Consider the following 20,060-nt stretch of genomic DNA (forward strand, 5'->3'; position numbering starts at 1 on the left):
TTTTTCTTCTTCCGATATCCATAGAAGAGGTCGGCAAAATTTTGTATCAATGGACAATAATCAAATAGCGTTCGATTTTGCGCTTCATACCAATCGTAATTTATTTATCACGGGAAAAGCCGGGACAGGGAAAACAACGTTCCTGCACCGGCTGAAAGAGGCTTCCGGCAAACAAATGGCGGTGGTCGCTCCCACAGGCGTCGCGGCGATCAATGCCGGGGGAACGACTATTCATTCTTTCTTCCAACTGCCTTTGTCGCCATTCTTTCCTACCCCGGAAGGAAAAAAAGACCTCATCGCCAAAGCGCGCATGCGTTCGCAACGGCGGCGGATTCTGCAAGAGTTGGAGTTGTTGGTGATTGATGAGATCAGTATGGTGCGCGCCGACCTGCTCGACGCCATCGACCATACCCTGCGCTATTACCGTTATCGCCCGAACGAACCTTTCGGGGGCGTACAGGTGATTTTTATCGGCGACATGTTCCAGCTCTCACCCGTAGTGAAAGACGACGAATGGGAACTATTGTCGCAATTCTATCCAAGCCCTTATTTTTTTCATAGTTTGGTTATCGCCCAACGGCCACCGGTATATATCGAGTTTGAGAAGATTTACCGTCAAACGAACGCAGATTTTATCCGTATCCTGAATGAGGTGCGCAACGATAGCTTGTGCGCCGAAAGCCTTCAGGCGCTGGAGCGTCGCTATGATCCGTCGTTTGTGCCGCCGGAAGAGGACAATTATATTACCCTGACGACGCATAATTATAAAGCCGATCTTATTAATTCGGAAGAACTGGCAAAAATCAAAGGGAAGACGTATATTTTCGACGCCGAAATAGAGGGCGCGTATCCCGAAAAGAGTTTTCCGACGGAGCAACGGCTCGAATTGAAAATCGGAGCGAAAGTGATGTTTCTGAAAAACGATACCGAAATGCCCCGGCGCTTTTTCAACGGGAAGATCGGGGTCGTGGATACGATTGACGACGACCGTATTACGGTGCGTTGCGGGGAAGACGAACTTATTGACGTCGAGCCTGCCGTGTGGGAAGATATACGCTATACGGCCGACCCGTCGACAAAGCAAATCGAAGAGAAGGTGGCCGGGCGTTTCAAACAGTATCCGTTGCGGTTGGCATGGGCGATTACGATACACAAAAGCCAGGGCCTGACCTTCGATAAAGCGGTTATCGATGCCGGACAGGCGTTCGCCCCCGGACAGGTTTATGTGGCCTTAAGCCGATGCCGTTCGTTGGAGGGCGTTGTATTACTGAGTAAAATCCATCCGGAGAGTATTCATACGAATCGCCGGATTGTCGAATACGGAAATCTGAAGCAATCGGGCGGCTTATTGGAAAAACAGCTCGACGAATCACGGAAAAACTACCGCCTCGACCTGCTGCTTTCCGTCTTTGATTTTTCATTTGTCCTTTCGTTAAGCGACCGGTTGGTGACGAAGATCCGCGAGGCGCAGAAGTCGTTTAACGAAGAAACGGGTACTTATGTCGAAAGCCTGCGGAAAGAGTTGGGGGAGATACAGGCGGTGGCGGTAAAGTTCCAGACGCAATTGCGTTTTATCTTCCGGCAAGAACCTGTCGACGAAGCGTATTTGCTTGCCCGGCTGGAGGCATCCGAGGCATTCTTTTCGCCGAAACTGCGGCATTTGGAGGACGCGTTGCGCCACTCGCCCGCCGTGACCGACAGTCGAGCACATGCCGAAGAATATAATGAAGCGGTTCAAGATATTTTTTCGGAGCTGATGTTGAAGAAGCATTTGCTCGCCCGTTTGAAGGAGGATGCGAGTATCGATGCGTATTTTGATGCGAAAAACCGGTTCAAGCTTCCCGATTTCAAGGTGAATGCATATGCTGCCGCGAAGACGACAAAATCCGATTTGTCGTTCCCCGAACTGTATTATCTGTTGGCGGAAGAGCGGAACAAGATTTGCGAGCCGCTCGATTTGCCCATTTACATGGTGGCCGCGAGCAAGACCCTGTACGAGATGGCGGAATATTTGCCGCAAAATGAAGACGAGTTGCTTCAAATCAGTGGCTTCGGGCCGGCCAAAGTGGAGAAGTACGGCTCTGCGTTTTTGTCTGTTATCGGGCAATATTGCGAAAAGCATCATCTTGAATCGCGTATGGCGAAGAAAGAGTCTTCGTCGAAGAAGAAAAAAACGGAAAAGACGAAAAAGCCTAAAGGGGGGAGCGGGCGTATTACGTTGGAAATGTATCTGTCGGGGCGTACGATACAGGAAATCGCCACCGAGCGCAAGTTAGCGGTTTCGACCGTCGGGACGCATCTTGCCAAGTTTGTGGAGACGGGAGAGTTACGTGCTTCCGATCTGGTGCCGGAGGAGCGGCTGAAACTCGCGGAAAAAAGATTGGCGTCGCTCCGTCCGGGCGACTCGCTATATCATGCGTTGAAAGATGACTTTTCCACGATCGAAATCATGATGATCGTCGCTTCCAGAAAAACAAATTAGCAAATTAGCAGATTAGCAAATTAGTAGATTAGCAAATTAGCAAATGTGTAAATGTGGGGTGATGAATTGTTGAATTAGGATTTGTATCGTGAGTGAAATGAGATATAATAATGCCTCCGGCAGTTGAAGAAATAAAAACACCGGGGACGTTGCTCGAAGCGGCGTCCCCGGTAAAAATCATATCTTCGGAAAATTCAAAACAGCTTCTTAATATCCGCGAATCGCTTTGATTCCCGGAAGCACTTTTCCTTCAATAAACTCGAGCAATGCTCCACCGCCCGTCGAAACGTACGATACCTCGTCGGCGAGGTCGAATTTATTGATGCAAGCAACCGAGTCACCGCCTCCGATCAACGAGAATGCGCCTTTTTTTGTTGCCTCCACAATGGCGTTGGCTACCGCGCGCGAGCCATGATCGAAATTGTCGAATTCAAATACTCCCACCGGGCCATTCCACAAAATCGTTTTGGAGTTCTTGATGACTTCGGTGAATGCCTTTTCCGATTCGGGACCGATGTCCAACCCTTCCCATCCGTCGGGAATTTCTTTTACCGGCACGAAATCCGATTTCGCGTTATTATTGAAGTCATCGGCGATCTTCGCATCCGTAGCCAATACCAGATTCACGCCTTTTTCTTTGGCGAGGTCGACAATTTCCTGAGCCAATGCCAGCTTATCGTCTTCCACAATCGATTTTCCAATCTTTCCTCCATACGCTTTGGCAAACGTATAGGTCATTCCGCCTGCCAGGATGAGGTTGTCTACCTTGTCCAACAAGTTCTTGATGATATCGATTTTCGACGAAACTTTCGAACCTCCCATGATGGCGGTGAACGGGCGTTGTGTTTCGTTCAGCACCTTTTCGATTGCCTTGATTTCGTTTTGCAGCAGATAACCGAACAATTTATGATCGGCGTCGAAATGATCGGCGATCAAAGCCGTGGAAGCATGTGCGCGGTGTGCCGTTCCGAAAGCGTCGTTCACATACACGTCGGCATACGAAGCCAGTGTTTCGGTGAACTGTTTCTGCGATTCCTTCACCGCCTTTTTCGCTTCGGCTACTTCTTCGGGACTCGCCTCTTCGGCCAACCCGCGAGGCTTGCCTTCTTCTTCTGCATAGAAACGGAGGTTTTCGAGCAACAACGCTTCGCCCGGGCGCAACGCCGCGGCTTTGGCTGCCGTTTCTTCACCGATGCAGTCGTCGGCAAACTGTACATCCACTCCCAGCAATTCCGATACGCGGGGAAGAATATGTTTCAAGGAATATTTATCAGTCGGGCCTTTCGGACGTCCCAAATGCGAGCCGATAATGACACTTCCCCCATCTTTCAATATCTTCTTAAGGGTCGGTATGGCCGCACGGATACGGGTGTCGTCGGTAATGTGCAGGTTTTCGTCCAGAGGAACGTTAAAATCCACACGAACAAATGCCTTCTTTCCGGCAAAATTAAAATTGTCAATTGTTTGCATAACTACAGTATTTTAGTTGAAATAATAATCGTTTGAATGCTTGAATAAGAAACTACACGCACTCGTTTCGCTAAGAAATTGCGGGTCTGACCCGCAATGACAATAGCATCGCAAAGATAAGAATAATGTCTTGTTTGTGCGATATTTTCCGTTGAAAACTTTCGGCCGTATGCGCAACGGTCGTCTAAGCTTATCGGGGCGTTGCATCGACCGATGTTCCCGATAGCGAAAAGTTTTTCTTTAAAAACGGTTTTAATAAAATCGAGTGTCCTTTCGTGCTCTTTTGTTACATCCGACGCCTATGTATAAACAAATGTACGTCTCTTTCGTTCGATACATAGACAAATAATAGATGCGTGTCCGGAGCGGGAGGCAAAGAGATGGAAAAGTTTTTTAGCAAAAAGATATACAATGAATAGCAATTTGTTATTTTTGCGGGAAAATGTAGATATGATCGATAAAGACGCAAACGTTTTGCTTATCTATACGGGGGGTACCATCGGCATGGTCGAGAATGCTTACACCGGCGCTTTGGAACCTTTTAACTTTAGCCATTTGCATTCGAATGTTCCGGAGATCAAGCGGCTGAAGTTTAAGGTAGATACCTGCTTATTCGACCCGCCGATCGATTCGTCGGACGTTTCTCCGGCGAAATGGAAAGAGATCGTAAAGGTTATCGAGCAACATTATGACCGGTTCGACGGTTTTGTCATCCTCCATGGTACCGATACCATGGCTTATACGGCATCGGCATTGGGACTGATGCTTCAGAACCTGACCAAACCGGTGATCCTTACCGGATCGCAACTGCCTATCGGCAAACTGCGTACCGATGGAAAGGAAAATCTGATAACGGCGCTTGAAATTGCCGCCGACAAGTTTGCCGACGGTTCCGGCCGGCCTATCGTGCCCGAAGTCTGCATTTATTTGCAAAATCTGCTGATGCGGGGAGTGCGGACGACGAAAGTCAATGCCGATAATTTCAGTGCGTTTAACAGTCCGAATTATCCTTATCTGGCCGAGGCGGGGGTGAATATCCGCTATGAAGATCAATTTATTTTAAAACCCGATTACGACAAGCCGGTAGACTTCCATTCTGATTTGGACTCGCATGTGACTATTTTAAAGCTCTTTCCGGGTATCCGGGAGGAGGCGGTGCGCGCGGTTTTGTCCATACCCGGATTGAAAGGTGTGGTACTGGAAACATACGGGTCGGGAAATGCTTTTCAGGATAAATGGTTTGTCGATCTTCTTCAGGAGGCGATTCATCAAGGCATCGCCATCGTGAATGTGACGCAATGTCTTTACGGAGGGGTGCAAATGGGACGGTACGAAAACGGCCAGCACCTGCAAAAGGTGAACGTCGCGAGCGGATACGATATTACGACTGAAGCGGCATTGGCCAAGCTGATGATCCTCTTTGGCGAAGGCGAGTCGCCGGAGCAGGTGCGGCGGCTGATGGAACTGCCATTGTGCGGCGAACTGACGGTGAGATAGAGATTGATGGGCGGAGACAATTGCAAATTACGAATTACGAATTACAAATTACAAATTACAAATTACAAATTACAAATAGTCGAATCTATAGAATCTCTTTGATTTCCTTTAACGACCGGACGGTGAATGTCGGATCAAATCCGTCGGGACAGGCATCGGCGGGGTTGAACCATATTTGTGCGATACGGCTCCGGTAGGCTCCTACAATATCCGCATCCCAACTGTCGCCGATCATGATGGTTTGGTCTCGCCGGGAGTTGGTGTTCTTTAAGGCATAGGTGAACATGTCGGGGTGCGGCTTGTTGATTCCGGCCTCTTCTGAAAGAATGATTTTGTCGAAATAACGCGCCAGTCCCGAGTTGTTAATCTTCTTATACTGTATTTCGCTGAATCCGTTGGAGAGAATATGCATGCGGTAACGCGGTTTCAAATAATCGAGCAACTCTTTTGCCCCCTCCATGAGGCGTGTTTTGCGCGTCGTGCGCTCAAGAAAATCCAGGCTTAAATGTTTTGCATATTCCGGGTCATCGACCCCGAAAGGACGTAGTGGCGCAAGAAAGCGCTCTATCGTCAGTTCTTCCTTATCAATCCCTCCCTGACTGTATAAGCTCCATAAATGATTGTTATTGGGAAGATAAACCGCGTAGTATTCTTCGAAGGTCGGATAAAAGCGGTTGTATTCATAATCGTGATAGACCTCCTCCAAACATTCCCTTCCGTTTTGATTGATATCCCAAAGCGTATTGTCCAAATCAAGAAAAATACTCTTGTATGCCATAATAAAGTGATGTGGGGATGGATGATAAAAACAGAAGGATGCCCAAAAAGATATTCAGGCACCCTTCATGATGAATTTAATAAAATTGAAAGTTTTTTAAAACGTTAGTTTACTTCTATAATCAGATACTTCGTCAAGCTCCAGAAGCGTTGCGTATCGGTGATCTGAAGGGTGAGGTTGCCGTCGGAACCCTTTACCAGTTCATACGTTCCATCGGGATGCGTCGACCACAGTTTGGCTTTGGGAGCGTATAAAGCGATTTGCGTTACGTCGCGGATATCGATTTCGAGGAAATACTCCTTGTTGAAAGTATCCTGCAAAACACGGGTGGCTCGTAAGAATCCGCCCGATAAAATCTTTTGATCTTTCAGTTCGCTCGCCGTGCCGAACACGTAATAAGCCGTGTGCAACGTGCGGTCTTGCTGCTGAATGGTAGAGGACTGCTGCTCTGTTTCGACAGCCAACGATTCGATATCGCTCGACAATTGGGCGATCTGTTCGTCTTTTTTCACCAATTCCGCTTGAAGTTCGGTTAGTCGATTTGCGCTTTCCTGCATTTCGCGGTTCAGGCGGTCGATGGTATTCTTCAACGAAGCGACCTGCGAGTTGCTGTTCTCAAATTTCTTATTGAGTGCGGCAAGCTGTTTTTTGTTTCGTTGCAATACTTCGGTAATCATCTGGAAATTCTCGGTGACGCGGGCTTTCGTGTCCTTATTCATTTCGCCGCTTTGCGAGGATTGCGTCGAGATATACTTCTCGGCTTCCCTGATCTTGTCGAAGTTGGCTTCCACTTCACTAATGACCGACATCATCTCCGATACTTCCGCATCGGAAGCCGAAGATTGGCTCAGCAGGGAATCTCTTTCCGATTCCAACTGCTTATACTCTTTCGATTCTTTTACATTTGTACAAGAGACAATCAGTCCCAATACAAAAAATATCATTCCTACTTTTTTCATAAAATCTGTTTTTTATGTTCTTATTAAACGAATAATCTCAGAAATAGTTTATTATTAAAGTCCGGCAACCACGATTACGAATTCGCCTTTCGGTTCCTGTTCGGTGAAATGCCGGATTAATTCGTCCAAGCTCCCCCGTACCGTTTCGGCATAGATCTTCGAAATCTCGCGCGATACCGATGCCCGCCGCCCGCCGCCTAAAGCGCCGGCCAATTGCGTTAATGTTTTCACTACCCGGTAGGGCGACTCGTAGAAAACCATGGTGCGGTTTTCTTCGGCCAACTCTTTCAAACGAGTCTGGCGTCCTTTCTTTTGGGGTAAAAAGCCCTCGAAGCAAAAGCGGTCGTTCGGCAATCCCGATTCCACCAGCGCCGGCACAAAAGCCGTGGCGCCCGGCAGGCATTCGACCTCCACGCCCTCCTCAAGGCAAGTCCTCACGAGCAAAAAGCCCGGATCGGAGATGGCCGGCGTGCCGGCGTCGGAGATCAGCGCCATGTCGCCTCCCGTTTTCAGGCGTTGGGCAATGGACTGCGCCGTTTGATGTTCATTAAACTTATGATGCGACTGCATAGGCGTTTCGATGCCGAAGTGTTTCAATAACACGCCGCTCGTACGAGTATCCTCGGCCAGTATGCGTTCGCACGTTTTCAACACATTGAGCGCTCTCAATGTAATATCTTCCAGATTTCCCACCGGGGTGGGGACGACAATCAGCTTTCCCATAATCCCGTTTGCGTGTTATACGGCGTTCTTGCCGGCCACACGGAGAAAATCTTTCACCACGGGGTGGTCGAAATCCCACGAGGTATGCTCCCGTAGATAGTTCTCCGCTTCCTCGGGCGATTCAAACGCTTCGAGCTTGAGCATCATCGTGTTCATCTCTTCGCGGTCGCCGTGAAAGAGTTCGCGTTGAAATAAAAAGCGATCATTGAGGCTCATCCGCCGTTTCATGAAAGGCACGCCGGCAGAAAGCGTTGCGGTCTCGGCGGACGGGTTCTCCCCCTCCGTTTCCGTATCTTCGCCGGCAACCGGGAGTTCGTTTTGTGCCGCTTGAGCACGTTGCATCCTCGGATTGATATATTCGGGAAGCGTAATGCCCTCGGCATACCGGTTGCGTTTGACCATCGTCTCCTCTTTGAGGATTTCGACTTGTGGCGCCGTATGTTCCAGGGGTTCTTCCTCCGGCGTATATACGTGTTCCCCGGTAAGGGGCGGTGTAGCCGGCTGAATGCCTTCAGCGGAAGCCGGAGTCTCCTTGTTGTCCGCTTGGTTTTTCGCGCCGGATTCCGCCAGCGCGGCGACCATGCGTTGCATTTGTAGCTTCATCTCTTCTATTTGCAGCGTATCGAGGCTATGCAGCAAACGTTCCATCTCCTGTAGCCGGGTGAACGCATCAGAAATAAACGAAAACGGCACGGCGTCGTTGCGTTTTACCGTCAACACACGTTCTTCCAGTTTATTTATTTCGGTGAGAAGCCGATCGATATGTTCTTTTTTCTTTTCCTGCATCGAGACTATTATTTTCCTTTTCTTGAGCGATTGTTCCGGATTCTGTTGATGAATCCTCTTCAAATCAATACACAAAAGTAATCATATTTCGGTAACCATCACTATGAAACCGGGATTTTTTGGAGGTTAGAGGCTTGTCATTTGTCATTAGTAATTAGTAATTCGTAATTAGTAATTCGTAATTAGTCATTAGTAATTAGTCATTAGTAATTAGTAATTCGTTATTTGTCATTCTCCATTTACCATCTCTTTCGGGAGGTTGACGAGATACAGTCTCTCTGAACTTCGTGTAATAGAGGTGTAGAGCCAGCGGTAGAAGTTGTCGCCCATATACGATTGCTGAATGTAACCGATATCCAGAAAGACGTTTTTCCATTCGCCCCCCTGCGCCTTGTGGCACGTTACGGCATATCCGTATTTCACCTGCAAGGCGTTGAAGTATGGGTTCTCCTTCACCTTTTTATACCGTTGGCGCTTTTGGGAGAGATCGGCATAGTCCTCCATCACCGCTTCGAAGAGCGCGTTGTTTTGTTCTCGGGTCATTCCCGGCACCTCGGTGTGCAGCACGTCGAGGTTGATCTTCGCGTCGAACTCGATGTCGTAATCGCGATGGAGCAGCAGCACATTGCAGAAACGGAAGCCGTACATCTCCTCGTATCCGCGTATGCGCAACACTTCCACGAACTCGCTGTTGGCGAGAAAGTCGAGCCGGTCGAAGCCGTCGACCCAGAAATAATTGTTTTTGGTGATCATCAGCAAGTCGCCGCCCGACAACTCTTCCTCCCGGTAGAGCACCGTGTTGCGGATGCCGTTGTTGTAGGCGTTGACCCGCTTGTTGGAGCGCGAAATGACAATCGTCTCCTCGATGCCGTCACGGCGGTAAGCGTCGGAGATCTCGTCGATCAGTTCGGCGCCGTTGATGCGTTTGATGTCGGCAAACGAATCCGTCGACAGACGCGGAAAGTCTTCGGTGATGTTGAGTTGCAAGGCATTTCGCAGGCGGGTGGCATTGGAGAGGATGCCCGACGCTTCGGCCTGCCGAACGATGTCGGTGAGGACAGCCTCCGTCACGTCAAGCGAGTAAGAGCGCAAGACGTCGGCATCGAGTGCGGGACTGAACTCCTCTTTCACGGGAGGCAATTGCGCGGTGTCGCCCAGCAGCAACAACCGGCATCCCTGCCCCGCATAGACATAGCGTACCAGGTCGTCGAGCAAGCGCCCCGAGCCGAAGACCGAATAGCCGTCGGACTCATTACTGATCATCGACGCTTCGTCTACAATGAATAAGGTGTGGGCATGCAAGTTTTCCGCCAGTCCGAAGTCCATCGCGTCTTCCGAGAATTTCTTCTGGCGGTATATCTTCTTGTGAATAGTGAACGCGGGCTGTCCGGCATACCCCGAAAAGACCTTCGCCGCCCGTCCCGTGGGAGCCAGCAGGACAGTCTTCTGATTGAACCCCGACATCGTCTTGACCAAGCTCCCGATAAGCGATGACTTGCCCGTGCCCGCATATCCTCTTAACAAAAAGATGCGTTCCGACTCTTTCGAAAACAGAAAGTCGACAATAGCTTCGAGCGCTTGCCGTTGGTCGGGGGTGAAGTCGAAAGGGAAATGGGATTTTACTTTATCGATGAAGAACTGATGAATCATTACCGGGTTATTTTTCGGGTAAAAGTACGAAAATTATTCTACTTCCATGCGTATCGTTCAGATAGTTTTTTCCTGTTTTCACCTAACGCTCCAAACTATTTTGTATTTTTGTAGTTGGAATAAAAATAAATTCTATAATAGAAAGGATTCGTTATGGAAACGTCAAAGAAAATAAAGACAACAGTGAAACCTGTAACTAAAAGGCCGCATAAAAGAGTGTCTAAAACGTGGCTTGCCGCTTTAGCTCATGAGGGTACAGGTAAGATTGAAGACATGAAAGCAGTCTTGAAATGAAGCTATGTCAAGATATTTGCTGGATACGAATATTCTGATATTTATGATGTCGGGAGAGTTGGATAATATTTCTGAAGAGGTCGCATCTATATTAGGGGATTACGATAATGAATTGAATACAAGTTCTGTTGTTGTTCTCGAACTCCTTCAACTTTACAGAAATAAAAAAGTAAGTACAAAGAAATATCATACGGCGCAAGATTTTTTGAAAGCGATAGAAGATGTCTTTTACATTAAAATCCTGCCGTTCTCTAAAGAACATTTAAATACGTTATCGAAGCTCGAAGTCGCGCCGAGGCATCGAGATCCCTTTGATCACGCCATTATTTCACATGCCATAACGGAGAAGCTAACGCTGATATCATCCGACAGGCAATTTGAACACTATACAGGGCAACATTTGGATTTTGTATTCAATAAGCGATAATACCTATCCTTTACTCGAATAGAATCCTTGTCGCCGTTTTTTTGAAAAAAGATATTCATTTAATATATGTTTTTACCGGAAAATATTGATTTGGCTTATTCTGAAAAGTATGTACTGACGCTGCGGCTGGCGGCGGACGAATTTGCGTATAGCATCCATTGTCCTACCGATGCTTCGGTGTTTCATTATCAGAAAACCTCTTTCGGCAATGCCTTGTCGTATGCCGAAAATGTGCAGAAGCTGATCTTCGATTTCAATATTTTCACCCAGTTCTTCCGGGCGACCCATGTCGTGACCGCTTCGCCGGCTTTCACATTGGTGCCCGACGCCTTTTTCGAGAAGAAGCGCGCCGCGGAACTGTTCGATTTTAACTTCCAAGAGCCCTCGGAAACCGTTCTTTCCGATGCGGTATGCGACGGGTCGTTGCATGTGGTGTATGGTGTCGACGAAAAAGTTCATTCGTTTCTGTCGCGGAACTTATCCTACCCGCAATTCCGGCATTATACGTCTCCGCTCATCGACGCCTGGGCTTCGTATCGCGCTGATGAAGACGTCAAGCGATGCTTTGTCGATTTCAACGACACGTACGTCACGGTGGTCTGTTTTGCGGGCGACCGGCTTTTGTCGACCAACAGCTTTCCGGATAAAAAACGCTACGATGCGTTGTACTTTATTGCCAGCGTGTGGGAGAAGTTGTCGATGAATCAGGATACGGACATCCTGTTCCTGTCGGGCGATCTTGCGGCCCGCCCTGAGTCGGCCGATACGCTGCGAAAGCTTATCCGCCATGTGGAGCCGGTGGTCTTGACGCCTCCGGTTTCCCTTACCAAACAACAAGTGGCTTCTATCCCCACCGATATTATCGTACGGCTATGCGAATAATCAGCGGAAAATATAAATCACGCCGCATTCGGGTACCGTCGAACCTGAAAGCCCGGCCGACGACCGACTTTGCAAAGGAGAACCTGTTCAACATCCTTTCCAACCGGCTGGAGTGGGAGGAGACCTCGGCGCTCGACTTGTTTTCGGGCACGGGAAGCATCGCCCTCGAAATGGTGTCGCGAGGCTGCCCGCGGGTGGTGAGCGTGGAGATGAGCGTGCAGCATCACCGCTTTATCTCGCTTGCCAAAGAGACGCTGGATGCTCCGGAGTTATTGGCTTTGCGGGAGGATGTGTTCCGGTATCTTCGCGGCTGCACGGAGGCGTTCGACTTAATCTTCGCCGACCCGCCTTACGATCATCCGCAAGTGGGCGCGGTGCCGTCGCTTATCTTCGAGCGGGGGTTGCTCAAGCCTGACGGATGGATGGTGATGGAGCATTCGCGAAACTACAACTTTTCGGAGTTGCCTTTCTTCTTGGAGGAGAGGATATACGGGAATGTGCACTTTTCGATGTTTAAGAGGGGGAGTGGAGAATAGAGAATAGAGAATAGAGAATAGAGAATAGAGAGTAGAGAATAGAGAGTAGAGAGTAGAGAATGGTAAGAGGTGGATGGCGGACTGTGACTGATAATACCATCGCCCGCAGTTCTTCCCCTTTTGGGGGAAGTTAGAAAGAGTAAATAGACGAGGCCCGGGCGGAGAGGTTAGCTTGGAGAAATCGTAATTCCAACCGTTTCAAACGGTATTTTAAATTTATTATTGTATCTTTGCCAGCCTAAATAAATGGTACAAAAAAGATAAGTCGTTCATTAGGCGAAGACCTTTCTATGGCGGTATAATGCAGCTTATCTTTACTTTATGATGAAGAAACTCGATTTTTACAAAAAGGATGATTCCGTGAATAGTAATGAAGAAATGTCGGATCATTTAATCCAACGTGATAACAAGGTCATGAGAGAGTCTTTTAAATCGACTCCGGCATGTTATTACAGTCCGCGAATCGGTGTGATGGGACTGGGTAAAACCGGTCTCTCTAATGTTTTGTCATTCTCGTCACGCTTTCAAACCATCGGATTCGATCGCGATGTGCAACGGGTGAACCAACTCCTTGAAGTCGTCGATAAAAAAGTGACTCTTACCACCGATGTCGATATGTTGCGTAAATGCAACTTCTTTATTATCGCCGTCGATTCCCTTTCCGAAAACGGGGAGCCGTCCGACATCACGCCTTTGGTTCGGGCCGGCCAAATGGTGGCCGAAGTGCTCCAACCGGGCGATACCGTCGTCTATGACACCCCGGTGCATCCCGATATTATTCTGAAACAATGCGTGCCGGCAATCGAAAAAAAGAGCCGGCTTTTCTCCAATAAAAATTTTTTCACAGCTTACCGTAACAGCCGCTCTGTGCCGCCGGATCCTAAACTGAAGCCCTTTACCGGTTGTTGCGCGGAAATTGCCAACTTCGTTGAAGAGATTTATGCGGCTGTGGATTTTTCACCCCGCCCGCTTAGACGTGACAAAGTGGAATGAGAGGTCGGTTGAGGTACTGATCTGCTGATTCGAAATCTCCGGAGACGATGCGAAGGAGATGTAGGGTGATTCGAAGGGCGTGTCGGGCGATTCGAAGTCTTTGGGAGGTCGTTCGAAGTGTTTGTCGAACGATTCGAAGTCCCCGGAGACGGTTCGAAGGAGATGTAGGGTGATTCGAAGTGCCCGGAGACGATGCGAAGGGCGTGTCGGGCGATTCGAAGTCCCGGGGGAGTCGTTCAGAGTGTTTGTCAGGTCGTTCGAAGCCTCTGGGGAGTCGTTCGAAGTGTTTGTCGAACGATTCGAAGTCCCCGGAGACGATGCGAAGGAGATGTAGGGTGATTCGAAGTTCCCGGAGACGATGCGAAGCGTTTATCGGGTGTGTATTGGTCGGCGGGGAAGCGTATTCGTCTTTGTCGGGTGTGTATTGGTCGCCGGAGACGCGGATTGGTCTTTGTCGAGCGTGTATTCGCCCGTGGAATCCGATTGTGATTCATGTCGGCTAACGAATAGCTTTCGGAAAGTCGTTATTTGTTATAGCCCTTTGTCTTTATCGTCTTTGTCCTTGGTGCGCGCTGCGCCGAAGTAAAAGCTGAACACCTGCGTCAGAATGGTGCTGAGAACGCCGAGCAGATAGATCACCACATCCTTGACATCGGTATGAATGGTGTCGTTGCGGAAGATGACCAAGTAAAACAAGGCGAAGGTGAGCACGGTGGTCAGGATGGCCAGATACGATGAGATGTTTTTGGATAGACGCGTGGCGTTTGCGCTGGTTTCGACTTCAGCGTTGCGTTTGCGGGCGCTATCGGTGTCGGCCAGGATGGTTTTCGTTTCTTCAATACCCAGACGGCGCATATCGACCTGATATTGGTTTTCCGCCTTCTTCATTTCGAGTTCGTGTTGCAGCACCTCTTCTTTCGAGGTGGCGACATTGTCGATGACGTTTCCTACCGTCTCGACGAGCTTGCCGGCTTCACCGGCGAATAAATCGGTTAGTTTCATATTAATGGATAATTGACAATGGAGAATGGAAAATGTGGATGATTATCCGGCTTCATTTAAGGCTCTCACCACCCATCCATAGAAATATTTCTTGCTTTTGGGGTTTTTCTTGACAATCGATACATAACGGGCGATTTTTCCTACGGTAAAAGCCGATAGGAATGCCGCCGGGTCGAAGGCGTTGATCTGTTCGAGCGAGTGCGGGCCGATGACGCCGTCGACGTTCGCGCCTACGACCAGTTGGGCTAATGCCGATGAAGTACGGAGCCCTGCATTCACGGCAAAATCGTAGATGGAGTCGGCCACGGACTGGTTGGCGATCTCGTCGCCGCGAACCGGATCCCAAAAGGTGATGCGATAGAATTGCGCTATCCGGTCCTGCAAGGCGGTGTCTTTTTCGAGTATGGCCGGGAAATTCGAGCGCGTTTTATATTTGTCGATGATGGCCCATCCCGACCATTTCCCGTGCATGGCGCGAGCAATACCTTTGTAGGTCTCGTCGCCCGGGTCGTCGGGGTCATCGACATAGCCCCCTTCGTTGACCAGCGTTTTCTGATATGCTACATTGAAACCTGACATAATTTTGAAATTGGTGGTTGGTGAGTGGTGAGTGGTGAGTGGTGAGTGGTGAGTGGTGAGTGGTGAGTGGTGAGGTTGTCCTATTTACTACTCACTAGTTACCATTTACTCCTTATTCCGATGCCGTATACCCAAATCGAGGATGATACGGGCATTTTTGTATTCAGAGTAAAACTGCGTGCCGTCGAAGTACTTCATTAAACTGTCGAGTACGTATAGAATACCGCGCAAGTCGGATATGGCATCATCGAGTTGCTCGTTCACCGTTTTCTTCTCGACCTTTTTATCGCGAAGTTTGGCAAGAACAATCTCGTAGGTGTCGACGGCCGTCTTTAGCGCCTCGATATCTTCGGGCTTGACTCCCATGTCGACGATTTTGTCGGCAATGAGCGACAAGATTTCATAAATGGCCTTCACGGTGTTCAACAGGTAGCGATGAGGTAAGCGCGACAAGCTGCCTTTGCTGATCGATAATTGTTGGTTCATGTCCATGTCATTGTTATCCAAAGCATATACGCTAGCCGGTTTGGCCAGTTTTACGGCAAGTCGGATGGCCTCGGTCCTGGCATTTTTACGGTCTTTAGTCGTTCCCGTGGTGTCGGTTGTGCTTTCGACCGAGAATGTGTCGGCCGCTTTGAGTCCGGTATTCAGATAACCTACTTGCGTTACGATACGGGGAATGCCTTCCCATGACGGTTTGTTATTGTTCATTGTGTCGAGGGTACTGTGACCCATGTTCAGGAAATTCTCGTCCAATGTTCTCATCACTTTATTATTTAAATTGTTATTAGTTGATTTAAAAACAGCCGAAATTTACGAGTCTCTATTTTAATTTCCAAATAAATATTTCGAATTTTTAATTAATTTAGCCGTGGAGGTGCCTGTTTAAAACTATTTGCACTTACGGCGGACGGTTTTAAACTCTGTTAAACATGGCGATTGAGGACTGAAAAAGAAATACGAAAAAGAAGGAGTGAGATACTTAATCCTTGCTTCAATTCTATAAAGAATTCCCGATTGTCTCATGTTCTGCCTGTTGCCGTCTGAGGATAATGGAGATAGCGTATTACGGTAGAGAATAAAGCCGATAAGATGATAGACACAGAAGGATACAAATTCAAGAAAGGTGGATGAGAGATTGCGGTTAAATCAAAATCAAATAAAAGCCATAACGGCATTGGCAAAGGAACACTTTTCCGATGAAGTGCAGGTTTACCTTTTCGGTTCCCGGACGGATGAGCGAAAAATAGATGTTGTTTTCGATAATACCCTAAAATTAAAGTTTTTTTCCCATTAGACCCTGTGTGTTATGAGAAAATTGATTATGATGCGTTGAGCTATTTCGATCAATTCGTTTACCGTTTTTCCAAATTACTGGATAGCATGGGCGCTAAACTTTTTATTGAATTCTATCGAGATTGGAGGCTTTGGGCATTCTGGATAGCGTCAATGGATGGCTGTTATTACGCGAAATAAGGAATAATCTCGCCCATGAGTATTCTTTCGATAAGCAGGAATAGTAGATGGATTAAACGTGTTGTACGAACATTATGACATCCTGTTTAGAAACTGTTTTGAATTTTTTTATGCGGTGTTTTTTTAGTCATTTTTTGATGGATTTGAACTTTCGTTTCGCATCGAATAGCGGGCTATTTGAAAGAAAGGAAAGTTCAAAGGCGCAAAAAAGGGCAGAAAACAGCATAAAAGAATAAACAAAATTAGATCATTCGGAAAATTCAAAACAGTTTCTAATATTTGGGAGAAGATGGAAAAGTATATGTTGAAAAAATTTCCGTGGTTGACTAAATCCGAGTAGCGCTTGTAACGGAAACGTAATTTAAATTGAATGTAAAGGATGCCATGTAGGAAATTTTGTTTATTTTTGCAGGATTAATAACCCACTATGTGAGTATAACCATTAAGGAGTATGTGTATGACTAAGATTTCGGATTCTTCCCGTCTTCAGTGGTATGTATTGTACACTGCTCCCCGAGCCGAAAAAAAGGTGGAAGAACGGATTAAAAAACTACAGGTGCCGCCGGCAGAGACTTATCTGCCGCTTCATTTGTCGCTCAGACGATGGTCCGACCGGGTGAAACAAGTCGAAGCGCCTCTGTTCCCTTCCTACCTCTTCGTTAGAACAACTGAAACTCTTGTTCGCTCGCTGCTTGCAGTTCGGGGCATTGTTCGTGTGCTGTATTTCGAAGGACGTCCGGCTGTAATGCGGGATCACGAAATCCAATCCATCCGGACTTTCCTCAAACAGGCCGCCTGTAAAGAGATTTCATTCCAACCGGATGAAGAAGTTCTTATCGCTTGCGGACCCTTAAAGGATATCTCCGGACGGATTAAGCGCATCGGCAAAAACCGCTTGGTGTTGCATCTTGAACAGTTGCAAATAACGGTGAGCATTGCCACCGATCAGGTCGTTAAGAAAAATTTTTCCTGATTGTGCTGTGGGCTGAAAAATATATAGTTAGTCGTCCCTTATCGGGACTGACCCGCCTTTGGCGTAGAATAGACTGGACAACGGACAATGCACAATGGACAATTGATAATGCATAATGAAAATCTTAGAAATAAACGATAGTGTATGCAAAGAATGAGCAGATGTATCACGCTGATTAGCTTCGTGTGGCTGTTTTTCATCGGCAGCTTGTCTGCCCAGATGAGCGATCAGGATGTGGTCAAAGAAATGAAAAAATCATCCGAAGAGGGCAAGTCGCAACAAGAAATTCTTCAGGATTTAACGGGGAAGGGTGTCACGACCACCCAATTGCAACGTATCCGCGAACAGTATGGCGACGGGCAAACGAGTGGGGGTACCACTCTCCCCGCACAGGCCGGATCTTCGCGCGAAGAGGTGTTGCGCCAAGACCCCGAGGCCGGGCAATTACGCGGCGGCGTTATTGATGCAAAAGACGCGGCACAAACGCTGCCTCCCGAAGAAAAAGTATACGGGCAAGATCTCTTTTCGTCCGATAACCTCACCTTTGCTCCCAATATTAATATGCCTACCCCCGCCAATTACGTGCTGGGCCCGGGCGATGAAATCATTATCGACCTGTGGGGCGACTCGGAACTGAATGTCCGCTACACCATCGCACCCGACGGCCATATCACCGTGCCCGGATTGGGACGCATCCCGTTGAGCGGCTTACAGGTCGATCAGGCCCGGTCGCGCCTGCGGTACGAATTTTCCACCATCTACTCCGACCTCGACTCGGACGAACCACATACTTTCCTCGGTATATCGGTAGGCAATGTCCGCACCATCCGCGTCCATGTCATGGGCGAAGCCGTCCGCCCCGGCACTTATACGCTCTCGTCGTTCGCTTCGGCCTTCCATGCCCTGTATGTGGCGGGCGGCCCGTCCAAGATAGGGAGCCTGCGTAATATCCGGATTTTTCGTGCCGGAAAAGCTGTGGCGCATATCGATATTTACGAATATCTGATGAAAGGAAACAATACCGCCGACATTACGCTGCAAGACGGCGACATTGTAAAGATTGACCCGTACGGCATTCTGGCTCAAGCGACGGGCGAAGTGAAACGGCCCATGCGCTACGAAATGCGCGAGGGCGAAACGCTCGAAGACCTCCTCCGTTTTGCCGGCGGATTCAGCGGCGACGCTTACCGTACCAATGTATCGCTTCTGCGCAAGGGCGCCGACGAAAAACAGGCTTTCACGCTCAACGCGCCGGAATATGCCGCTTTCGTTTTGCAGGACGGCGACCGGGTGGAAGTCGGTAATATTTTGGACAAGTACTCCAATATGGTCGAAATATCGGGTGCGGTAAACCGTCCGGGCAAATATGCCATCGGCGACCGCATACGCACGTTGCGCGACCTCATCGACATCGCCCAGGGCCCTACGGGCGACGCATACCGATACCGAGCCCTGTTGTATCGCGAAAAACAAGATCTCACCTGGGAGATGGAATCCATCAATATAGACAAACTGCTGGAAGGAACCCGTCCCGACATCACCCTTCGCAAGAACGACCGGCTGTATGTGCCTTCGGTCCTCTCGTTGGAAGATGAACTGTCCTTATATATAGGTGGGGAAGTACGCAACCCGGGTACCTATTCGTTTGCCGACCGTATGACCATCTCCGATCTCATCTTGCAAGCCGGCGGATTGAAAGAGTCGGCTTCCATTGCCCGCATCGATGTGTACCGCCGCCTCAAAGACCCGCTAAGCACCACGCTATCGGTACGCTCGGGCGCTGCTTTCAGCTTTTCATTGGAAAACGGATTGATTGCTTCGGGCGACACGGCCTTTACGCTGGAACCGTTCGACCAGGTGGTGGTGCGTCGTTCGCCTGGTTACGAAGAACAACAGGAGGTGACCGTGAAAGGCGAGGTGTTGTATCAAGGGGCGTTTGCCAAGTTGCACAAAGACGAACGGCTCTCTACGCTCATCGAGCGCGCCGGCGGGCTCTCGCAATATGCCTATCCCAAGGGGGCGCGACTGCTGCGAAGGTTGACCGACGATGAGCTTATCCGTGTAAAGGAAGCATTTATTGCGAAAAGCCGAGCGGATAAAATCGACACCGATTCGCTTAACCTCGACAGCCTGATGACCGCTACCAACCAATATGTCGGTATCGACTTGGAAAAAGCGTTGAAACAGCCCGGAGGCGACGAAGACATTATTCTTCGTGAGGGCGACGTGCTTACCGTGCCGCAATATGACGGCACCGTGAAGATTTCGGGAGCCGTGATGCATCCCAATACCGTGGCCTATAACAAACGCTACAGCTTACGCAACTATATCTGGCAGGCGGGTGGATACAGCCGTCTGGCCATTAAGACCCAACCGTTCGTCATCTATATGAACGGTAAAGTGTCCACAGGACGATGGGCCCGGATAGAGCCGGGTTGCGAGATTGTGGTGCCCGAGCGGCCCGAACGACGGCCCACGTCTGTGCAGGAGGTGTTGGGTATCAGCACCTCGCTGGCATCCATCGTGTTGCTGATTACCAATCTGATTAAATAA

At 48.7% G+C, this 20,060-nt stretch carries 17 protein-coding genes; 8 read left to right on the forward strand and 9 right to left on the reverse strand.

Features of this window, described 5'->3' with window-relative positions; all coding sequences use genetic code 11:
• The first annotated feature begins 49 nt into the window (after positions 1 to 49).
• Complete coding sequence (locus ABNK31_RS01685) at positions 50 to 2,482, forward strand: HRDC domain-containing protein (protein WP_418894024.1); 2,433 nt, start codon at positions 50 to 52, stop codon at positions 2,480 to 2,482.
• Positions 2,483 to 2,689: 207 nt separating this feature from the next.
• Here the strand turns inward: ABNK31_RS01685 and ABNK31_RS01690 are convergent, their stop codons facing one another.
• A complete protein-coding gene (locus ABNK31_RS01690) occupies positions 2,690 to 3,952 on the reverse strand; it encodes a phosphoglycerate kinase (RefSeq protein ID WP_418894025.1) in 1,263 nt (420 codons plus the stop codon).
• A gap of 450 nt (positions 3,953 to 4,402) precedes the next feature.
• Here ABNK31_RS01690 and ABNK31_RS01695 point away from each other — a divergent pair, with 450 nt between their 5' ends.
• On the forward strand, positions 4,403 to 5,449 hold the full coding sequence (locus tag ABNK31_RS01695; protein ID WP_418895346.1) for an asparaginase: 1,047 nt from the start codon (positions 4,403 to 4,405) through the stop codon (positions 5,447 to 5,449).
• Positions 5,450 to 5,534: 85 nt separating this feature from the next.
• On the opposite strand, the gene ABNK31_RS01700 is transcribed toward ABNK31_RS01695, so the two are convergent.
• The 5 genes from ABNK31_RS01700 to ABNK31_RS01720 all read right to left on the reverse strand — a co-directional run bounded on the left by ABNK31_RS01700 (position 5,535) and on the right by ABNK31_RS01720 (position 10,345).
• The gene (locus tag ABNK31_RS01700) at positions 5,535 to 6,227 is read right to left on the reverse strand and encodes a YjjG family noncanonical pyrimidine nucleotidase (RefSeq protein WP_418894026.1); all 693 of its coding nucleotides are present in this window, start codon (positions 6,225 to 6,227) and stop codon (positions 5,535 to 5,537) included.
• Between the two features lie 104 nt (positions 6,228 to 6,331).
• Entirely contained in the window at positions 6,332 to 7,186 is an 855-nt protein-coding gene (locus ABNK31_RS01705; protein WP_418894027.1) for a hypothetical protein, read from the reverse strand.
• A 54-nt stretch (positions 7,187 to 7,240) separates the two neighbouring features.
• A complete protein-coding gene (gene rsmI, locus ABNK31_RS01710; protein WP_418894028.1) occupies positions 7,241 to 7,909 on the reverse strand; it encodes a 16S rRNA (cytidine(1402)-2'-O)-methyltransferase in 669 nt (222 codons plus the stop codon).
• A gap of 15 nt (positions 7,910 to 7,924) precedes the next feature.
• Positions 7,925 to 8,758: a hypothetical protein gene (locus ABNK31_RS01715; protein ID WP_418894029.1), complete on the reverse strand. Its 834-nt coding sequence runs from the start codon at positions 8,756 to 8,758 to the stop codon at positions 7,925 to 7,927.
• Positions 8,759 to 8,923: 165 nt separating this feature from the next.
• The gene (locus ABNK31_RS01720) at positions 8,924 to 10,345 is read right to left on the reverse strand and encodes an ATP-dependent DNA helicase (protein ID WP_418894030.1); all 1,422 of its coding nucleotides are present in this window, start codon (positions 10,343 to 10,345) and stop codon (positions 8,924 to 8,926) included.
• A gap of 298 nt (positions 10,346 to 10,643) precedes the next feature.
• On the opposite strand from ABNK31_RS01720, the gene ABNK31_RS01725 reads away from it, so the two are divergent.
• The 4 genes from ABNK31_RS01725 to ABNK31_RS01740 all read left to right on the forward strand — a co-directional run bounded on the left by ABNK31_RS01725 (position 10,644) and on the right by ABNK31_RS01740 (position 13,477).
• A complete protein-coding gene (locus tag ABNK31_RS01725) occupies positions 10,644 to 11,066 on the forward strand; it encodes a type II toxin-antitoxin system VapC family toxin (RefSeq protein WP_418894031.1) in 423 nt (140 codons plus the stop codon).
• Between the two features lie 66 nt (positions 11,067 to 11,132).
• The gene (locus ABNK31_RS01730; protein ID WP_418894032.1) at positions 11,133 to 11,948 is read left to right on the forward strand and encodes a DUF3822 family protein; all 816 of its coding nucleotides are present in this window, start codon (positions 11,133 to 11,135) and stop codon (positions 11,946 to 11,948) included.
• A complete protein-coding gene (locus ABNK31_RS01735) occupies positions 11,939 to 12,484 on the forward strand; it encodes an RsmD family RNA methyltransferase (protein ID WP_418894033.1) in 546 nt (181 codons plus the stop codon). The genes ABNK31_RS01730 and ABNK31_RS01735 overlap by 10 nt, the downstream gene beginning before the upstream one ends.
• Before the next feature lie 321 nt (positions 12,485 to 12,805).
• The gene (locus tag ABNK31_RS01740; protein WP_418894034.1) at positions 12,806 to 13,477 is read left to right on the forward strand and encodes a hypothetical protein; all 672 of its coding nucleotides are present in this window, start codon (positions 12,806 to 12,808) and stop codon (positions 13,475 to 13,477) included.
• 531 nt (positions 13,478 to 14,008) lie between these two features.
• Here ABNK31_RS01740 and ABNK31_RS01745 read toward each other — a convergent pair.
• The 3 genes from ABNK31_RS01745 to ABNK31_RS01755 all read right to left on the reverse strand — a co-directional run bounded on the left by ABNK31_RS01745 (position 14,009) and on the right by ABNK31_RS01755 (position 15,823).
• Complete coding sequence (locus tag ABNK31_RS01745; RefSeq protein ID WP_418894035.1) at positions 14,009 to 14,479, reverse strand: hypothetical protein; 471 nt, start codon at positions 14,477 to 14,479, stop codon at positions 14,009 to 14,011.
• Between the two features lie 42 nt (positions 14,480 to 14,521).
• Positions 14,522 to 15,058, reverse strand: coding sequence for a glycoside hydrolase family 108 protein (locus ABNK31_RS01750; RefSeq protein WP_418894036.1), 537 nt, complete (start codon positions 15,056 to 15,058; stop codon positions 14,522 to 14,524).
• A gap of 105 nt (positions 15,059 to 15,163) precedes the next feature.
• A complete protein-coding gene (locus ABNK31_RS01755; RefSeq protein WP_418894037.1) occupies positions 15,164 to 15,823 on the reverse strand; it encodes a hypothetical protein in 660 nt (219 codons plus the stop codon).
• A 1,168-nt stretch (positions 15,824 to 16,991) separates the two neighbouring features.
• Here ABNK31_RS01755 and nusG point away from each other — a divergent pair.
• Together nusG and ABNK31_RS01765 are read left to right on the forward strand one after the other, a co-directional pair.
• Positions 16,992 to 17,507, forward strand: coding sequence for a transcription termination/antitermination protein NusG (gene nusG / locus ABNK31_RS01760; protein WP_418894038.1), 516 nt, complete (start codon positions 16,992 to 16,994; stop codon positions 17,505 to 17,507).
• A 153-nt stretch (positions 17,508 to 17,660) separates the two neighbouring features.
• Positions 17,661 to 20,060 carry an SLBB domain-containing protein gene (locus ABNK31_RS01765; protein WP_418894039.1) on the forward strand — a complete coding sequence of 800 codons (2,400 nt, stop codon included), beginning with the start codon at positions 17,661 to 17,663 and terminating at the stop codon, positions 20,058 to 20,060.

Source organism: Limibacterium fermenti (assembly GCF_041902845.1).
In the GTDB taxonomy this organism is placed as follows: Bacteria; Bacteroidota; Bacteroidia; order Bacteroidales; family Dysgonomonadaceae; genus Limibacterium; species Limibacterium fermenti.